The sequence below is a fragment of the Actinacidiphila sp. bgisy160 genome (assembly GCF_057707815.1).
This window is the reverse complement of record NZ_JBYIQW010000028.1, coordinates 62,186-78,275: the sequence shown is the minus strand read 5'-3', so window position 1 is coordinate 78,275 and position 16,090 is coordinate 62,186. Positions and strand designations below refer to the sequence as shown.

Below are 16,090 nucleotides of genomic sequence, written 5' to 3'. Positions count from 1 at the left end.
GAGCCCGATGAACGAGAGGCCATCCGCCATGACCGTGGACCACCGGACACTGTTCTGCGCCCTGCTCGCCGACGACGACTTCACCGCCAAGCTGAAGGACCGCGGTCTCTCGCTGTTCTTCGTCCAGCCCGAGCCCGGCGCCGCCGTCTTCGTCTCCTCCGACGGTGTGGTGACGGGCGAACCGCCCTTCCCTCCCACCCTGCGCTTCGAGATGGGGCCGGACACCGCCCACGAGGTGTGGAGCGGCCGGCTGCCGCTGATGAACGCCGTGGTGGAGCGCCGGCTGACCATCAAGGGCCCGGTCGCCCAGGTACGGCAGCTGGCCGACCTGCTGCCCGCGGTGGGCGCCGCGTACGCCGAGCTGTCCGCCTGACCCGTCCGTGACGCCTTCGACGACCGTACGACATCGATGAAAGGCATGACCGCCATGACCGCCGCCGTCAGCACCGGCATCGTGACCAATGCGCCGACCCTGTCCGACGCGGCCGCCCTCAGCGCGGCCGCCATGCCCTCCCTGTTCACGCTGCCGCCCGAGGTGGAGCGGCTGCGCGACGAGGTCCGCGAGTTCGCGCGCACCGTCGTGAAGCCCCGTGTCCTCGACAACGACCTCGCGCCGCACGACGACTTCGACTGGGAGATCGTCCGCCAGGGCCACGAGCTGGGGCTGCTGCGGATGACCCTGCCCCGGGAGTTCGGCGGCCGAGGCGTGGGGGTGCTCGGTGTCGCCGTCGCCCTGGAGGAGCTCGCCGCCGTCTGCGCCAGTACCGCGCTGATCTTCGGTGCGTCGCTGCTCGGCCAGAGCAGCGTGCTCGCCTCCGGCGACCCCGACCTCCAGGCCCGGTTCATCCCCGGGTTCCTCGGCGCCGAGCCGGTGCTCGCCTGCAACGCCATCACCGAGGAGGTGGCCGGCTGCGACCTGCTCATCCCGGAGAACTCCCCGTACGCACAGGAGGTGACCACCGCCCGCCGGGAGGGCGACACCTACGTCCTCAACGGCGTCAAGCGGTTCATCACCAACGGCAAGGTCGCGCAGTGGTGCACCGTCTTCGCCAACCTCGAGGGACATCCGGGGGCGGACGGCCTGACCACCTTCGTCGTCCCGCTGGACAGCGAGGGCGTGACCCGCGGCCCGGTCGCGGACAAGATGGGCTACCGCGCCTGCCTCGGCACCACCCTGGTCCTCGAAGAGGTCAGGGTCCCCGCCGCGAACGTGGTGCACGGCGAGGGCAACGGCTGGAACTTCCTCACCATGCAGTCCAACCAGGCCCGCGCCACCGTCGCCGCGATCTCCACCGGCGTCGCCCGGGGCGCGTTCGAGATCGCCAAGCAGTGGTGCGGCGAGCGCGTCCAGGCCGGGGTGCCGCTGTACCGGCACCAGTTCAGCGCGCGGAAGCTCGCCGACATGTCCGTGAAGATCGACGCCGCCCGGCTCCTCTACCTCCAGGCCGCCCACCAGGCCGACAACATGCTGCCCGCCCCCACCTACGGCCCGGCCGCCGCCAAGCTCTTCGCGGACCGGATCGCCATCGAGGTGGCCGAGGAGGCCATGTCGATGCTCGGCGCCCGCGGCTACTGCCGGGAGTACGACGTCGAGAAGTTCGTCCGCGAGTCCTTCGGGGCCCGCATCTACGAGGGCACCCCAGAGGTCCTCGCACTGGCCGTCACGGGCGCGCTCTACGGCCACCGCGCCTGATCCACGATCCGGCCGAGGGAGCCATCGCGATGGAGCAGACACTCGAACGGGCCCGGAGCACCGACGTCTACGCCGCCGAGGTGCAGATGGTGCACAGCCTGACCAGTTTCACGGGGCTCGCCGCCCAGGTGCCCGCGGAGAGCCTCCTCTACCACTGCGAACGGCCCGGCGGCCCGACCGTCCTCGCCGTGCGCGACGACGGGCTGCCGGAGCCGTACCGCCACGGTATCTACGGCTTCCGGCTCGCCCAGTACCTGCGCCTGAGGTTCGCCAGCGCGGATCTCGCCTTCCGGCGCTCGCTGGTGACCGAGCCCCACGGCGGCCACCGCAACGAGATCCACGTGCTCGCCCTCGACGGGCCGAGCGGCGCGATCCTGCGCTATCTCTCGCTGGTCGGCTCGACCAACCCGGTGCCCCGGCACCTCAAGGACCCGGCACGGTCGCTCTTCCCGTGCGAGGTCGCCCACGGAGTCAATCTCTTCGAGCACGTGGAGTGCGACGGGGACCTGGACACCAGCCGCGTGTGGGAGGTCAAGCGGCTGGTGCACCGCGCCGAGCAGAATCGTTCCAGCGCCTACGCGCGGCTCCGCCTGACACTGGAGCTGATGCTCGGCTTCTACACCGCGCTCGGCCGGATCGAGCCGGCCCCCGAGGCGCTCGTGGGGGACGGCGAGGAGGGCGTCGCGATCCGCAGGCTGCTGCGCAGCCTGAAGGACATCACGGTGCTGGAGGGCACCCGGCCCTCGCTGCCCGCCGACGACCTGATGTTCCCGCTCTACACGCAGCGCGACGTGGTGAAGCCCTTCGTGGCGCGGGCTCCGCACGGCGAGGAACTTCGGCGACTGATCCGACACATCGACCGCGCCCTGACCGACCGCAATCCGCTGGACGCCCTCAAGGGCCTGGTGGAGACGGTCGGCGGCCGCTTGCGGAGGGTTCACGTATGACCGGCATCCACACGACCGCACCCGTCCCGGCCCGCGCCGCGACCGCCGCCACGGGGACGGGCGGCGCCCCCGACGCGTTCTACGCCGCGTTCACCGAACGCAACCGCGGCCTGATCCCGGACGCCGCGCAGCGGGCGCTGCGGACGGCCGTGGTGCTCGTCGCGGGGTGCGGATCGACGGGCGGGGCGGCCGTCGATCCGCTGACCCGGCTGGGCGTGCAGCACTTCGTCCTCGCCGAACCCGGCGTGTACGAGCTGAACAACCTCAACCGACAGCACGCCGCGCACGCCGACATCGGCCGCAACAAGGCCGAGGTGGCCGCGGAGCGCGTCCGCGCGGTCAACCCGCACGCGGTCGCCGAGGTGCGCCCGGAGGGGATCCAGCCCGGGAACGTGGCGGCGCTGCTGGGCGGTTGCGACATCGTCGTCGACGGCGTCGACGTGACCACCCCGGAGGGCTGGCGGGCCAAGTACGCCCTGCACGCCGAGGCCGCGGCCCAGGGCCGGCCCGTCGTCTCCGGCTACGACATGTCCGGCACCCAGTACATCCGCTACTACGACTACCGCCTCGGGCTGCCACCGCTGGCCGGCGAGGTCACCGCGGAGCAGGTCGCCTCCGAGTCGGTGTGGGAGCTGCTGTTGCGGATCGTGCCGCGCGAGCTGGTGCCCGAGGACCTGCTGGCCGATGTGCGCGCCCACCGCGACGAGCCGGACTACAGCGTTCCGCAGCTGGTCTACACCTCGCTGCTCTTCGGCGTCCTGACCGCCCGTTACGTCGTCGAGGTGCTGGCCGGCCGTCCCGTCCGCGAGGCGCTGTCGCTGGACGTCCACCAGATTGTCCGACCGCAGTCCTAGGAGGAAGAGATGACGTCCGAACTGCTCAAGCCCGATCTCAAGGCCGATCCGGTCGCCCGCCAGACGAAGAAGGCGGCCCAGCTGCTCATCGCGTCCGCCCGGCACTCGTACGACCCCCTGGTGGACATCGACTGGGACGCGCCGCTCGTCGAGGGCAAGTGGTTCCTCGCGGAGAAGCGCTGCTCGCTCTACGGCACCGAGCTGTGGGACTCGCTCGGCGCCGAGCAGCGGATGCTGCTCAGCCGCGAGGAGCTGGCCGCCTCGGTCGCCGTCGGGGTGTGGACCGAGCACGTCCTGCTCCACCTGGTCTCCCGGTACGTCTACAAGCGCGACGTGTCGACCCCACAGGTGCAGTTCGCCCTGACGGAGGTCGCGGACGAGGTCCGGCACATGATCATGTTCGCCAGGCTGGTGGAGAAGATCGGCGCCGAGATCTACCCGACCCCGCCGAAGACCCTCCGCAGCGGCCTGCTGCTCAAGACCTTCGCGCCGGTGCCGGCGTTGTGGGCTCTGATCCTGCTCACCGAGGAGTTCTTCGACCGCTTCCAGCGCGAGCAGTCCAATGACGAGACCATCCAGCCCGTCGTGCGCGCGGTCGCCCGCATCCACGTGGTCGAGGAGGCCCGGCACATCTCCTTCGCCCGCACCGAACTCGAACGGTTCGTGCCCACCCTGTCCAGGGCCCGGCTCGGCGCGCTGCGCCGGCTGCTCGCGGGGATCGTCGCCGGCATGCGCAAGGACCGCTACAACCCGCTGATGTACCAGCGGGCCGGGCTCGACCCGAAGACCGCGATCGCGGCGGCCCGCGCGAACCCCAACAACATCGAGAACGCGAAGTACGGCGGTCAGCGGATCGCCGCGTACTACCAGCAGATCGGGCTGATCGGCGGCCCGACGGAGAAGGTCTGGCGCGAGGCCGGCTGGCTGTCGTGACCGCCCACGGCCACGAGTCCGATCACGGGCCCCACCACGACCACGACCACGACCACGACGAGGACGGCTACGCCGGACCGGCCACCCTGCTGGTGGCAGGCCGGACCCTGGACGTCGAGATCCGGCTGACCGGCTACTTCCAGCCCCTCGACGGCCGCTACCACTGGTACGGCCGGCTGGCCCCCGACGCGCGGCTGTCCGCGCTGGTGGGCGGACAGCCGGTCCCCGTCACCGTGTGCACCCCGCACGGCCGGGCCGAGGGCGAGCTCTCCGACCCCGACCTGTGGCAGCGGATGCGGGTCGCGGGCACCAGCACGCCCCCGTTCAGCGCCATGGCCACGCCCGGCCTCGAGAACTGACCCGCGAGAACCCCCAGGGAGCCGCACCATGTGCTTCGAACCCGATTCCGCGCCTCCGGTGCCCCACGGGCCGCAGGCCCTCGCCCGGGACCACCGGATCACGCTCACCGCGCGGGACGGAACCCGCTTCGCCGCCTTCGAGGCCGTACCGGAGAACCCCTCCGGCCTCGGTGTCGTCATCCTGCCCGATGTGCGCGGGCTCTACCGCTTCTACATCGAGCTGGCCCGGCGCTTCGCCGAGAACGGCCACCACGCGGTGGTCGTCGACTACTACGGCCGCACCGCGGGGGTGGGCGAACGGGACGCGGACTTCCCGGTGGACGAGCACATGGTGCGGCTGACCCCGCGCGGCCTGTACGACGACCTCTCCGCCGCGGTGGCGCACCTGCGCTCCCCCGAGGGCGGCGAGCGGCGCCGGATCGTCACCGCGGGCTTTTGCATCGGGGGCCGGCTGGCCGTCCTCGCGGGCACGAAGCGGGCGGGCCACGACCTGGCCGGGACGGTGGGCTTCTCCTGCTGGCCCGCCCCCGGCCCCGACGGCGCACCCGGCCCCACCCAGCGGGCGGGCGAGCTGACCGCCCCGGTGCTCGCGCTCATGGCGGGAGACGACCCCGGCATCCCGCAGCGGCATGTCGACGCCTTCGAGCGCGCCCTCGCCGAGGCGGGGATCGAGCACGAAGTGGTCACCTACCCCGGCGCCCCGCACAGCTTCTTCGACGTGAAGCAGGGCGAGAACACCGAGGCCTCGGCCGACGCCTGGCGCAGGGTGCTGGCCTTCGCCCGGCGCGCGGCCGCCGGGTGAGACGGCCGACGCGGAACACGAAGAACCCGTCCGATCGAGGCGATCGGACGGGCTCTCGTCACACTGCGGAAGTGGAGCTACGGGGATTCGAACCCCGGACCTCTTGCATGCCATGCAAGCGCTCTACCAACTGAGCTATAGCCCCGCGCTGCCGTCTCCCGGGGTTCCCCCCGGCGACCTGGCATACATTACACGGCCATGGGGGCGGTTCGCCAAATCCATTCCTGGCCGCCGCGGCAGGGCTCCCGGTACTGTCGGCTGACCCCTCCCCGACCGAGAGCGGAGCAGGCCGCCGTGACCGCGACACAGCCCAGAGCCGCCGCCGAGGACGCCACCCGGAGCCTCCCGGCGCGGCGGGCCGTCCTCGTCGCGGCACTCGCCTGCCTGGTCTCCTTCACGGCCTTCTGGGCCGCCCAACGCGCCGCACACGTCTCGATGATCGACCTCACCGTCTACCGTGCCGAGGGATGGACGGTGCGCAAGGGCGGGGACCTGTACGCGATGCGCGTCACCCACGCCCGGCTGCCCAACACCTACCCCCCGTTCGCGGCGCTGCTCTTCACGCCGCTGACGCTGCTCGGCACCGGCGCCTGCCGGACCGCGGCGACCCTGCTCAACCTGGGCCTGCTGGTGGCGCTCTGCCACCTGTCGCTCCGGCTGGCCGGACTGCCGCGGCGGCTCCCCCCGACGGCGGCCGCGCTCGGCGTGGCGGCGGCGGCCGTGTGGTGCGAGCCGGTGTGGACGACGCTGCGGTACGGGCAGGTCAACCTGCTGCTCGCGGTCCTGGTGCTGTGGGACTTCACCCGGCGCGGGAACCGGGCGGCCGGGATCGGCATCGGCGTCGCCGCGGGGATCAAGCTGACCCCGTTGCTGTTCGTGGTCTTCCTGGCCGTCGGCGGAGCGGCGGTGGCCTGGCGGCGGCGCGAGCGGTGGAACCCGTATCTGCGGCAGGCCGCCGTGGCGTGCGTCACCTTCGCGGCGACGGTGGGCCTTTCCGCGCTCGTACTGCCGCGCGACTCGGGGCGCTTCTGGACCGGGGTCGTCTTCTCCGCCGACCGCGCCGGCAACGCCGAGGACACCGCCAACCAGTCCTTGCGGGGAGTGCTCGCGCGGGCGCTGCACACCGGCGACCCGGGCGGCTGGTGGCTCCTCCCGGCCGTTCTCGCGGCCTGCGCGGGCCTGGCCGTCGCCACTGCGCACCTGCGGGCCGGGGAGCACGCCTGGGCGGCGCTGTCCTGTGCCGTGACGGGCCTCCTGGTCAGCCCCATCTCCTGGTCGCACCACTGGGTGTGGGCGGTTCCCCTGGCCGTGTTCCTCGCCGGACGCGCCCCGCGCGCCCGGCGGCCCGCGCTCGGGTGGGGCGGCACCGCGCTGTACGGCCTGCTCTTCTGCTCGTACGCGCTGTGGCTCACACCGCACGGCGACGGGGTCTCGCGTCCCGAACTCCACCAGTCCGCGGCCCAGATGGCCCTCTCCGCGGTCTACCCGGCCGCCGGGGCGGCGTTCCTGTGCCTCGCGGCGGCCATCGCCTGGCGCGACCGGAGGGAGCGCGCCACGGCCCCCGGCTGAGCCGGCCGGCCCGAGACCGGTCCCCAACGGTCCCGCCGGGAAGGCCGCTTCGCGCCGCCAGACGCTTCACGGCACGCCCGGAGCACGACGGCGGTGCGAACGCAAAGATCCCGCCTCCCTGGGGGAGACGGGATCCGCTGCTTCTGTGGAGCTACGGGGATTCGAACCCCGGACCTCTTGCATGCCATGCAAGCGCTCTACCAACTGAGCTATAGCCCCGCTGTCCTCGGGCTTTCGGCCCTCCGAACGAGAAGAAGCTTAGCCGGTCGGGGCCGGATTCCTGAAATCGGCTCCGGACCGGCCCCGCCCCGGGCGTCCGGGACCCGTCAGTCGTCGTCGCCGAGCACCGGCTCGGGCAGGGTGCCGGCGTTGTGCTCCAGCAGCCGCCAGCCCCGGGCGCCCTCGCCGAGGACGGACCAGCAGGTGTTGGACAGCCCGCCGAGCGCCTCCCAGCTGCGCGGGTCGAGCCCGAGGAGACGGCCGATGGTGGTGCGGATCGCGCCGCCGTGGCTGACGACCACCAGCACCCCGCCGTCGGGCAGCTTGTCGGCCGCCGCGAGCACCACCGGGGCGGCCCGGTCGGCGACCTCGGTCTCCAGCTCGCCGCCGCCGCGCCGCACGGGCTCGCCGCGCTTCCAGGCCGCGTACTCCGCGCCATAACGCTCGGTGATCTCCTCGTGGGTCAGGCCCTGCCACACACCCGCGTAGGTCTCCCGCAGCCCCTCGTCGTACGAGATGTCCAGGCCCGTGACGGCGGCCAGCTCCGCGGCGGTGTCGGCGGCGCGCTGCAGGTCGGAGGAGACGATCGCGTCCGGCTGCAGCGCGGCGAGCAGCCGTGCGGCCCGTTTGGCCTGCGCGACGCCGGTGGAGGTCAGCGAGATGTCCGTGGAGCCCTGGAAGCGGCCCTCCACGTTCCACGAGGTCTGGCCGTGCCGCCAGAAGACGACCCGGCGGCCGCGACCGCGTACATGCCCGTTCAGATCAGCTCTCCGTCCCCGTCGGCGGCCGCGGTGGCGCGGGCGTGCTCCTCGGCCTTGCCGCGGGTGGCGACGGCGTCCTTGGGCAGCTCGAGCTCGGGGCAGTCCTTCCACAGCCGCTCGAGCGCGTAGAAGACCCGCTCCTCCGAGTGCTGCACGTGCACCACGATGTCCACGTAGTCGAGCAGCACCCAGCGCCCCTCGCGCTCGCCCTCGCGGCGCACCGGCTTGACGCCGAGCTCCTTCTGCAGCCGCTCCTCGACCTCGTCGACGATGGCCTTCACCTGGCGGTCGTTGGGCGCGGAGGCCAGCAGGAACGCGTCGGTGATGGAGAGGACGTCGCTGACGTCGTAGGCGATGATGTCGTGCGCGAGCTTGTCGGCGGCCGCTTGGGCGGCGGTCTGGATGAGCTCGATGGAGCGGTCCGTGGCGGTCACTGTGCGGCTTTCCGGTCGGGGGCGTCGTACGTCCAGGGTCTCACGGACCGCACTCCGTCCCCGACCGGTTATGGGCCGCCCCGGTCAGCTCTTCTCCGGCGGGCTGTAGTCCTGGCCCAGGACGACCGTGATGTCGGCGTTGGAGGCCACGCCGCCCTTCTTGGCGGCCTTGGCGGACAGGCCCAGCGTCTTCGCCAGCTCCTGCGCGTTCGCCTTCTGGTCGGCGTCGGCGTACAGCACCTGCGAGGTGGCCTGGATGTCCGCGGTGGCGCCGGAGACGAAGGTGTAGCCGCCGCCGATGATCTGCACCTGGGCCTCGCCGGTGTTGGCCGCCACTCCGGTGGCGTTGCGCAGGGTGACCCGGGGGATGCCGTCGGACTCGGTGTTGGTGACGGTGCCGCCGAGCACCTTCTTCACCACGTCCTCGGTGGCCTTCTCGCTCAGCGTGCCGTCGGGCTCCACGGGCAGCGTCTCGGTGGTGTAGTCGCCGCCCTTCGCCTCCTCGGACAGCGCCGCGAGGCTGCTGCCGAGGTCCTTCTCGGTCAGCGGGGGCTCGATGACCTGGTTGAGCCCCTCGATGGTCTTGGTCGCCAGGTCCGGGTCGCTGTACATCTTCTTCAGCACGGCCTGGACGACCTGCCCGAAGCGGGCGAGCTGCTTGTCCGGCCCCTCGCCCGGTCCCCGGTAGGTCGCGTAGGCGACGGCGGCCTGACCGCCCAGCTCCTGCTGCTTGCCGGGCTTGACGAGGGTCTTGTCGCCCTTCTTCTTGCCGGCCTTCACCGTGGCGTCGGTGTCGACGAGGACCCCGCCGAGGGACTCGACGAGGTTGTCCAGGTAGGGGGTGTCCAGCCGCCAGGTGCCGCTGATCTTGGTGCCGAGCAGACCTTCCAGCGCCTCACGGGTGGGGGCGGAACCGTTCTCCACGACGGACTTGCCGAGCGTGGTGCTGCCGCCGTCGTCGCTGCTGACGGCGAGGGAGTTCGGCAGCAGGACGGTGGTGCCCTTCCTGGTCGTCGAGTTGCTGACCAGCAGCGCGGTCGAGGTCTCCTCGCTGCCGACCGGGCGCAGGTGCAGCACGATGACGTCGCGCTTCTGACCGCCCGCCGCCTGCTGGGCGGTCCCGGAGTCCCCACCGAGGCCGGGGATCTTGCCGGCCTTCCACAGGTAGCCGACGCCGCCGACGGCGGCCAGCACCAGGACGACGACCGCGGCGACCACGCGGTTGCGGCCGCGGCGCCTGGCCTCCTCGCGGCGCTCGGTGCGGGACTCGGTGAACTTCAGCCAGTCGATGACCTCTTCCGACTCCTCGGTCTCCTCGTCGACGAAGGAGAACTGGCCGGTGTGGTAGTCGGCTTCGCCCGAGGGCGCGCGGGCGGCGGCGGGCCGGGCCGGCGGTTCCTCGTACGCGGGCTGCCGCTGGGCCGGAGGGGCCTGCGGGGGCGCCGGAGGCTGCCCGTTCTGCTGCTGCTCGTAGTACGGCTCCTGGTACTGCGGCTGCTGCGGGATCCACCCCTGGTACTGCTGCGTCTGCTGGGGGTGTTGGGGGTGCTGCTGCTGGTACTGCGGCTGCTCCTGTGGGTAGTACGGCTGCCCGGAGTAGCCCTGCTGCCCGCCCTGCCGGCCCGGGTAGGACTGCTGCCGGCCGGTCTGCTGACCGCCGGGCGGGCCGGGTTGCTGGGCGTAGGGGCCGTACTGGCCGTACTCGTCGCCGCAACCGTTTGCGTAGTCGCCCCGCTGCTGTGCGTAGGGGTCCTCTCCGTAGGGGTCCTGACCGCCCTGCTCGGGTGTTCCCTCGGCGTATTGCCATCGGGGGTAGTCGTTCACTGGGGACCCCTCCAGTTGCCGATCAGCCGCTGATCACTTACCGGTACAGCCTGCGTTTGTCGATGTAGCGCACGACACCGTCGGGCACGAGATACCAGACCGGCTCCCCCTTGGCGACCCGCTGACGGCAGTCGGTCGAGGAGATCGCCAGGGCGGGCACCTCCACCAGGGAGACCCCACCGGCCGGGAAGCCGGGGTCGGACAGGGTGTGCCCGGGACGGGTGACGCCGATGAAGTGCGCCAGCGAGAACAGCTCCTCGGCCTTGCGCCAGGAGAAGATCTGGGCCAGCGCGTCCGCCCCCGTGATGAAGAACAGCTCCGCCTCGGGGTGCTCGGCCCGCAGGTCGCGGAGCGTGTCGATGGTGTACGTGCGGCCGCCGCGCTCGATGTCGCTGCGGCTGACCGAGAACTGCGGGTTCGACGCGGTGGCGATCACCGTCATCAGGTAGCGGTCCTCGGCCGCCGACACCTTCTGTGCGCTCTTCTGCCATGGCTGGCCGGTGGGCACGAAGACCACCTCGTCCAGCTGGAAAAGGTGCGCCACCTCGCTGGCCGCCACGAGGTGGCCGTGGTGGATGGGATCGAACGTCCCACCCATCACACCGATTCGCTTCTTCATGCGGATAGACCCTACCCGCATCGCCTGATCGAGCTCAGCGGTCGCGGTTGAAACGGGTGGTGATGAAGAGCAGGAGCAGCAGCGCGAACAGCGCGCCGCCGCCCGTGAGGTAGGGGCTCAGGCTCTCGTGGTTGCCGCCGCCCTCGCCCTCGGCGAGCGTGGTCAGAACGGCGGCGGTCGCGTAGGAGGTCATTCGGCGGTCCCTTGGTGGCTTCGGGGTCTGTCGACGGGCGGAAGACTCGGGCAACATCGTACGGGCGGTCCGGCTGGAACTTCGCGGTGGCTCCGCGCGTCCTCACTAGGTACCCAACGGGCGAGCAGGGGGGCGGGGACATATGTCCGGTCCGAACGATTCGAGCGGTGCGAACGGCGGCGGGAACGAGTCGGGGCGGCTGCCCGGACGCAACCGGCGGCGCTTCGAGGGCGTCTCCTCGCGCGCGTACGAACACCCGGCGGACCGTTCCGCGCTGGTGGCGCTGCGCAAGCTGAGCGGCTTCGACACCGTCTTCAAGGCGCTCAGCGGGCTGCTGCCGGAGCGCTCGTTGCGGCTGCTGTTCCTCTCGGACTCGGTGCGCGTCAGCGACCAGCAGTTCGCGCACCTCAACGACATGCTGCGGGACGCCTGCTACATCCTCGACCTGCCCAGGGTCCCGGCGATGTACGTCACCCAGGACCCGAAGCCCAACGCGATGTGCATCGGCCTGGACGAGCCGATCATCGTCGTCACCACCGGGCTGGTGGAGCTGCTGGACGAGGAGGAGATGCGGGCCGTCGTCGGCCACGAGGTCGGTCACGCCCTGTCCGGCCACTCCGTCTACCGCACGATCCTGCTCTTCCTGACCAGCCTGGCGCTGCGGGTCGCCTGGATACCGCTCGGCAACCTCGCGATCATGGCGCTCGTCACCGCACTGCGCGAGTGGTTCCGCAAGTCGGAGCTCTCCGCCGACCGCGCCGGACTCCTGGTCGGCCAGGACCTGCAGGCCTCGATGCGCGGCCTGATGAAGATCGCCGGCGGCAACCACCTGCACGAGATGAACGTGGACGCGTTCCTGAAGCAGGCCGAGGAGTACGAGGAGTCGGGCGACCTGCGCGACTCCGTGCTGAAGATCCTCAACGTCCTGCCGCGCAGCCACCCGTTCACCACCGTGCGCGCCGCCGAGCTGAAGAAGTGGGCGGCGAGCCGCGACCACCAGCGCATCATGGACGGCCACTACCCGCGGCGCAGCGAGGACAAGGACACCTCGGTCTACGACTCGTTCAAGGAATCCGCGAGCCACTACGCCGACACGGTGAAGACCAGCAAGGACCCGCTCATGAAGCTGCTCGCCGACATCGGGTCGGGGGCAGGGGACATCGGCGGCCGGCTGCGCGGCCGCTTCACCGGGACGCCGGGCCAGGGCTCCGGCTCGTCGGAGCGCCCGCCGAAGGACTCGCCGCACTCGCCGCCGGAGAGCTGATCCCCGGTCCGGCCACCGGGGCCGGGGCGAGCACCCCGCACACCGAGCTGATCTCGTGGCGGTGGTCGTAGGGGTCGACCCCGGGCTGCGCCGACGGCCGCTGCCCGGCCAGCAGCGGCAGGAAGTGCGCCACGGGGGCGCCCGCGCAGGACAGCGGCCCGGCCTCGACGGCGGCCTGCAGCAGCTCCACGTGCTGGTCGCGCAGGTCCGCGCGGTCGAACCGCAGCCGCAGTGCGCGGCGCACCGTGAACAGCGAGGCCTGGCCGCTGCCCCCGGTGGCGGCCTGTACGGCGTAGACCAGGGTGTGGTCGGTGACGACCTCCAGAGCCTCGCCGCCCGCCTCGGCCACGGTCATGGTGCCGCGCACCTTGACCTCGTCGTCGGCGAGGGCGACACGGGTGGGGTCGAAGCGCACCAGCCAGCCGGTCGCCGCGTGGCGCCCGTCGTCCGCGGGCCGCTCCAGGCTGCGGTCGAACTGGTCGAGCTGCCCGGGGTCGAGCATGGTGCGCACCGTGCGGATGTCCCCGCCGGTCAGCGCGCCGGGATCGGCGGAGGATGCGACCAGGTAGTCCTTGGCGAAGACCAGGGCCTGCATGACCTGGCTCTCGCTGAAGTGCGCGGTGCGGCGCGCCGGGGGCAGCGCGTAGCCGTCCCCGCCGGCCCGGTAGTGCTCGGCGCGCTGCCCGGCGAACGGCCGCGACCGGTCCACGGCGGCCACGACAGCCGTGGGGGCGAGCGGCAGCAAGGTGATCCGCAGCGGCTCCGCCACGGGAGGGGCGGGCTGGTCGTAGGGGTTGCGTATGCCCAGGTAGACGGCGGTGCCGAAGGCCATGACGATCAGCAGGACGAGGACCAGGGCCTGCCGCGGGGCACCGCCGCGGGCCCATGGGCGGCGGGTGCGCACCGAGCGGGCCGATCCGTCCAGCCGCTCCCGCGCGGAGAACTCCTGTATCCGGGCAGCACGGACGAACGACTCGTCGAAGACGACGGATCGGTACTCGTCCTCACCACCTCCCGGGGAGCCCTCGGGGTTCCCCTCCGGTGGGTTACCAGGCCCTGCCATACAACAAGCGTAGGTCTGTCAGGGCCCTTTAAAACGTCCTGGTACGAGACAAGTTCGGGCGGCGTCAGGGGGTGCGGCTGACCGCCACCGGGGGTAGCGACGGGGCTCCGATCCGGCCCGTCGGAGCGGGCGGGACGGAGGGCTGGCGAGCGCCTCCGGCACCCCGGTAGACCGCCGCGAACGTCAGTGCCACGACGCCGATGCCCATCACCACGGCGAGCACCCACGCCACGGTCCGGTGCCAGCGCCCGTGCCCCCGGTAGGGGCGCCGCTGGGAGTAGAGGTCCTCGTACTCAACGTCCTGCGCGGAGCGCTCGGCCTCCGCTTCCCCGTACGGGCTGGTGCCGTCCTCCCCGCTCAGGACGCGGGGGCGGGACGCCTCGGCCTCGGCCTGTGCCGTGGCGGCGGCGAGCATGCGCTCATGGGCGCTGGGTTCGTGGAAGGCGGCCGCCCGTATGAAGGCCTCGTCGAGCACCACGGACGCGAATTCGTCATCCGCGCCACCGTGGTCCTCGCCGTCCGGGAACGGCTTGCCCCCCAGTTCGTCCGGCACCCGTCCAGAATAGGGCCGATCACGCGGATTGGGCAGGCCGCTCGGGAAGTCCGTCCTTCCACCGGGGCCGGTCAGCCGCGGATGTGACCGTCCCCGGTGAAGACGTACTTGGTCGAGGTCAGCTCCGGAAGCCCCATCGGGCCGCGGGCGTGCAGCTTCTGCGTGGAGATGCCGATCTCCGCGCCGAAGCCGAACTGCCCGCCGTCGGTGAACCGGGTCGAGGCGTTGACGGCGACGGCCGCGGAATCCACCAACCGGGTGAACCGCCGGGCGGCCGGCTGCGAGGTGGTGACGATGGCCTCGGTGTGCCCGGAGGACCACAGCCGGATGTGCTGCACGGCGGCGTCCAGCGAGTCCACCACGGCGGCGGCGATGTCGTTGCTCAGGTACTCGGTCTCCCAGTCCTCCGCGGTGGCCGGGACGACGATGGCCTTGGTGCCGCTCTTCTCGGCCAGTTCCCGCACCCGGTCGTCGGCGTGCACGGTGACCCCGGCCGCGGCCAGCGCGTCCAGGGCGCGCGGCAGGAAGTCGGCGGCGATGTCCCGGTGCACCAGCAGTGTCTCGGCGGCGTTGCACACGCTCGGGCGCTGCGCCTTGGAGTTGACCAGGATCGAGACGGCGGTGTCGAGGTCGGCCTGCGCGTCCACGTACACATGGCAGTTGCCGGTGCCGGTCTCGATCACCGGGACGATCGACTCCTCGACCACCGTCTTGATGAGGGAGGCACCGCCGCGCGGGATGAGCACGTCGACCATGCCGCGGGCGCGCATCAGCTCGCGCACCGACTCCCGGCTCTCCCCCGGCACCAACTGGACGGCGTCGGCGGGCAGCCCGGCGCCGCCGACGGCGTCGCGCACCACCGTCACCAGCGCGGAGTTGGAGTGGTACGCCGAGGAGGAGCCGCGCAGCAGCACCGCGTTGCCGGACTTCAGGCAGAGCGAGGCCGCGTCCACGGTGACGTTGGGCCGGGCCTCGTAGATGATGCCGACCACGCCCAGCGGCACACGGATCTGCCGCAGGTCCAGCCCGTTGGGCAGCGTGGAGCCGCGCACCACCTCGCCGACCGGGTCGGGCAGGCCGGCCACGTCGCGCACATCGGAGGCGATGGCGCGGACCCGCTCGGGGGTCAGCGTCAGCCGGTCCACAATCGCCTCGCCGGTGCCCGCCTCGCGGGCGCGGGCGACGTCCTCCGCGTTGGCCTCGACGATCTCCCGTGTGCGGACCACCAGGGCGTCGGCGATGGCCAGCAGAGCATCGTCCTTCGCCGAGCGCGGCAGCGGCGCGAGGTCGGCGGCGGCCGAACGGGCACGGTAGGCGGCCTGCAGCACCGGGCTCTTCGGCCACGGCGAGGGCAGGGAGGCGGCGAGGTCGTCGTTGCTGTGGCTGCGGCTGCTCATAGCGGCCAGGGTACGGCGTGGGCGCCGGCCGACGGGGCGGCTTTCCAGCGGGTGAGACCCGTGCCGCGCACGGCCGGAGGCCGTCGCGGCTCAGTAGGGGTGCACGCCGACGGGCGCCGCCGGGGGAGGTCCGTAGCCCTCCGCGAGGCGCTGGTGATAGGTGTCCCGGTCGATGACCTCCAGGCCCACCGTCTCCCAGGGCGGCAGGTTGGCGGAGGAGCGGTGCTCACCCCACAGCCGCAGCGCGATGGCGGCGGCGTCGTGCAGGTCGCGGGCCTCCTCCCAGTACCGGATCTCGGCGTGGTCGGCCGCGTACCGGCTGGTCAGCAGGAAGGGATGGTCGTTCGCGAGTTGTTCCAGCGCGCGCCGCACCTCGGCGAGCGGGGCCTCGGGCCCGGAGACGCTGAGCGTCACGTGCCAGAGCCGGGACACGGGGCGCTCCCGGGTCGGCGGGGCGATGTCGTCGCTCGTCACGCTCACCAGTGTCCGCTCCGCCGTCCCTCGGGACGACGATGCCCCCGGGCGCCCTCGTCTCACCGGCGGCCTCCCTGTCGTCCCTGTCTTCACGTCCGTGGCCGGATTCCGTGCTCCGCCCTCAAAGTCCAG

General features: G+C 72.2%; 18 protein-coding genes and 2 tRNA genes. 9 read left to right on the top strand and 11 right to left on the bottom strand.

The genetic code is table 11. The features are described from left to right. The first annotated feature begins 7 nt into the window (after window positions 1–7). From AC3EUJ_RS22140 to AC3EUJ_RS22110, 7 genes are read left to right on the top strand one after another with little or no spacing between them, the layout of a single operon-like run. Window positions 8–373, top strand: coding sequence for a hypothetical protein (locus tag AC3EUJ_RS22140; protein WP_431963947.1), 366 nt, complete (start codon window positions 8–10; stop codon window positions 371–373). Window positions 374–418: 45 nt separating this feature from the next. After that, window positions 419–1,693, top strand: coding sequence for an acyl-CoA dehydrogenase family protein (locus tag AC3EUJ_RS22135; protein WP_431963945.1), 1,275 nt, complete (start codon window positions 419–421; stop codon window positions 1,691–1,693). A gap of 29 nt (window positions 1,694–1,722) precedes the next feature. Beyond that, complete coding sequence (locus AC3EUJ_RS22130) at window positions 1,723–2,640, top strand: hypothetical protein (RefSeq protein WP_431963943.1); 918 nt, start codon at window positions 1,723–1,725, stop codon at window positions 2,638–2,640. Further along, on the top strand, window positions 2,637–3,494 hold the full coding sequence (locus tag AC3EUJ_RS22125; RefSeq protein WP_431963941.1) for a HesA/MoeB/ThiF family protein: 858 nt from the start codon (window positions 2,637–2,639) through the stop codon (window positions 3,492–3,494). Before AC3EUJ_RS22130 ends, AC3EUJ_RS22125 begins: the two co-directional genes overlap by 4 nt. A 9-nt stretch (window positions 3,495–3,503) precedes the next feature. Next, window positions 3,504–4,427 (top strand): AurF N-oxygenase family protein, encoded by a 924-nt coding sequence (locus AC3EUJ_RS22120; protein ID WP_431963939.1) that lies wholly within the window; start codon window positions 3,504–3,506, stop codon window positions 4,425–4,427. Next, entirely contained in the window at window positions 4,424–4,786 is a 363-nt protein-coding gene (locus tag AC3EUJ_RS22115; RefSeq protein WP_431963937.1) for a DUF4873 domain-containing protein, read from the top strand. Before AC3EUJ_RS22120 ends, AC3EUJ_RS22115 begins: the two co-directional genes overlap by 4 nt. Before the next feature lie 28 nt (window positions 4,787–4,814). Beyond that, on the top strand, window positions 4,815–5,588 hold the full coding sequence (locus tag AC3EUJ_RS22110; RefSeq protein WP_431963935.1) for a dienelactone hydrolase family protein: 774 nt from the start codon (window positions 4,815–4,817) through the stop codon (window positions 5,586–5,588). A gap of 72 nt (window positions 5,589–5,660) precedes the next feature. On the opposite strand, the gene AC3EUJ_RS22105 is transcribed toward AC3EUJ_RS22110, so the two are convergent. Then, window positions 5,661–5,733 (bottom strand) — tRNA-Ala (locus tag AC3EUJ_RS22105). A gap of 149 nt (window positions 5,734–5,882) precedes the next feature. Here AC3EUJ_RS22105 and AC3EUJ_RS22100 point away from each other — a divergent pair. Beyond that, window positions 5,883–7,157 carry a glycosyltransferase 87 family protein gene (locus AC3EUJ_RS22100; protein WP_431963934.1) on the top strand — a complete coding sequence of 425 codons (1,275 nt, stop codon included), beginning with the start codon at window positions 5,883–5,885 and terminating at the stop codon, window positions 7,155–7,157. Between the two features lie 146 nt (window positions 7,158–7,303). Here the strand turns inward: AC3EUJ_RS22100 and AC3EUJ_RS22095 are convergent. From AC3EUJ_RS22095 to AC3EUJ_RS22070, 6 genes are all read right to left on the bottom strand, one after another. Further along, a tRNA-Ala gene (locus AC3EUJ_RS22095) sits at window positions 7,304–7,376 on the bottom strand. Between the two features lie 107 nt (window positions 7,377–7,483). Then, window positions 7,484–8,137, bottom strand: a complete 654-nt coding sequence (locus tag AC3EUJ_RS22090) for a histidine phosphatase family protein (RefSeq protein WP_431963978.1) — start codon at window positions 8,135–8,137, stop codon at window positions 7,484–7,486. Next, window positions 8,134–8,571, bottom strand: coding sequence for a ribosome silencing factor (gene rsfS, locus AC3EUJ_RS22085; protein ID WP_431963932.1), 438 nt, complete (start codon window positions 8,569–8,571; stop codon window positions 8,134–8,136). The genes AC3EUJ_RS22090 and rsfS overlap by 4 nt, the downstream gene beginning before the upstream one ends. Window positions 8,572–8,655: 84 nt before the next feature. After that, window positions 8,656–10,395: an LCP family protein gene (locus AC3EUJ_RS22080; RefSeq protein ID WP_431963930.1), complete on the bottom strand. Its 1,740-nt coding sequence runs from the start codon at window positions 10,393–10,395 to the stop codon at window positions 8,656–8,658. Between the two features lie 37 nt (window positions 10,396–10,432). Beyond that, on the bottom strand, window positions 10,433–11,014 hold the full coding sequence (nadD, locus tag AC3EUJ_RS22075) for a nicotinate-nucleotide adenylyltransferase (protein ID WP_431963928.1): 582 nt from the start codon (window positions 11,012–11,014) through the stop codon (window positions 10,433–10,435). 34 nt (window positions 11,015–11,048) lie between these two features. Then, window positions 11,049–11,207: a hypothetical protein gene (locus AC3EUJ_RS22070; RefSeq protein WP_018556595.1), complete on the bottom strand. Its 159-nt coding sequence runs from the start codon at window positions 11,205–11,207 to the stop codon at window positions 11,049–11,051. Window positions 11,208–11,349: 142 nt separating this feature from the next. On the opposite strand from AC3EUJ_RS22070, the gene AC3EUJ_RS22065 reads away from it, so the two are divergent. Next, window positions 11,350–12,471, top strand: coding sequence for a M48 family metallopeptidase (locus AC3EUJ_RS22065; RefSeq protein WP_431963926.1), 1,122 nt, complete (start codon window positions 11,350–11,352; stop codon window positions 12,469–12,471). On the opposite strand, the gene AC3EUJ_RS22060 is transcribed toward AC3EUJ_RS22065, so the two are convergent. From AC3EUJ_RS22060 to AC3EUJ_RS22045, 4 genes are all read right to left on the bottom strand, one after another. Continuing rightward, on the bottom strand, window positions 12,392–13,534 hold the full coding sequence (locus tag AC3EUJ_RS22060; RefSeq protein ID WP_431963925.1) for an SCO2583 family membrane protein: 1,143 nt from the start codon (window positions 13,532–13,534) through the stop codon (window positions 12,392–12,394). The genes AC3EUJ_RS22065 and AC3EUJ_RS22060 overlap by 80 nt on opposite strands. Before the next feature lie 64 nt (window positions 13,535–13,598). Further along, window positions 13,599–14,087 (bottom strand): SCO2584 family spore wall biosynthesis protein, encoded by a 489-nt coding sequence (locus AC3EUJ_RS22055; RefSeq protein ID WP_431963923.1) that lies wholly within the window; start codon window positions 14,085–14,087, stop codon window positions 13,599–13,601. A gap of 71 nt (window positions 14,088–14,158) precedes the next feature. Continuing rightward, window positions 14,159–15,484 (bottom strand): glutamate-5-semialdehyde dehydrogenase, encoded by a 1,326-nt coding sequence (locus AC3EUJ_RS22050; protein WP_431963921.1) that lies wholly within the window; start codon window positions 15,482–15,484, stop codon window positions 14,159–14,161. Window positions 15,485–15,574: 90 nt separating this feature from the next. After that, window positions 15,575–16,021, bottom strand: a complete 447-nt coding sequence (locus AC3EUJ_RS22045; RefSeq protein WP_431963919.1) for a hypothetical protein — start codon at window positions 16,019–16,021, stop codon at window positions 15,575–15,577. Window positions 16,022–16,090 lie beyond the last annotated feature (69 nt).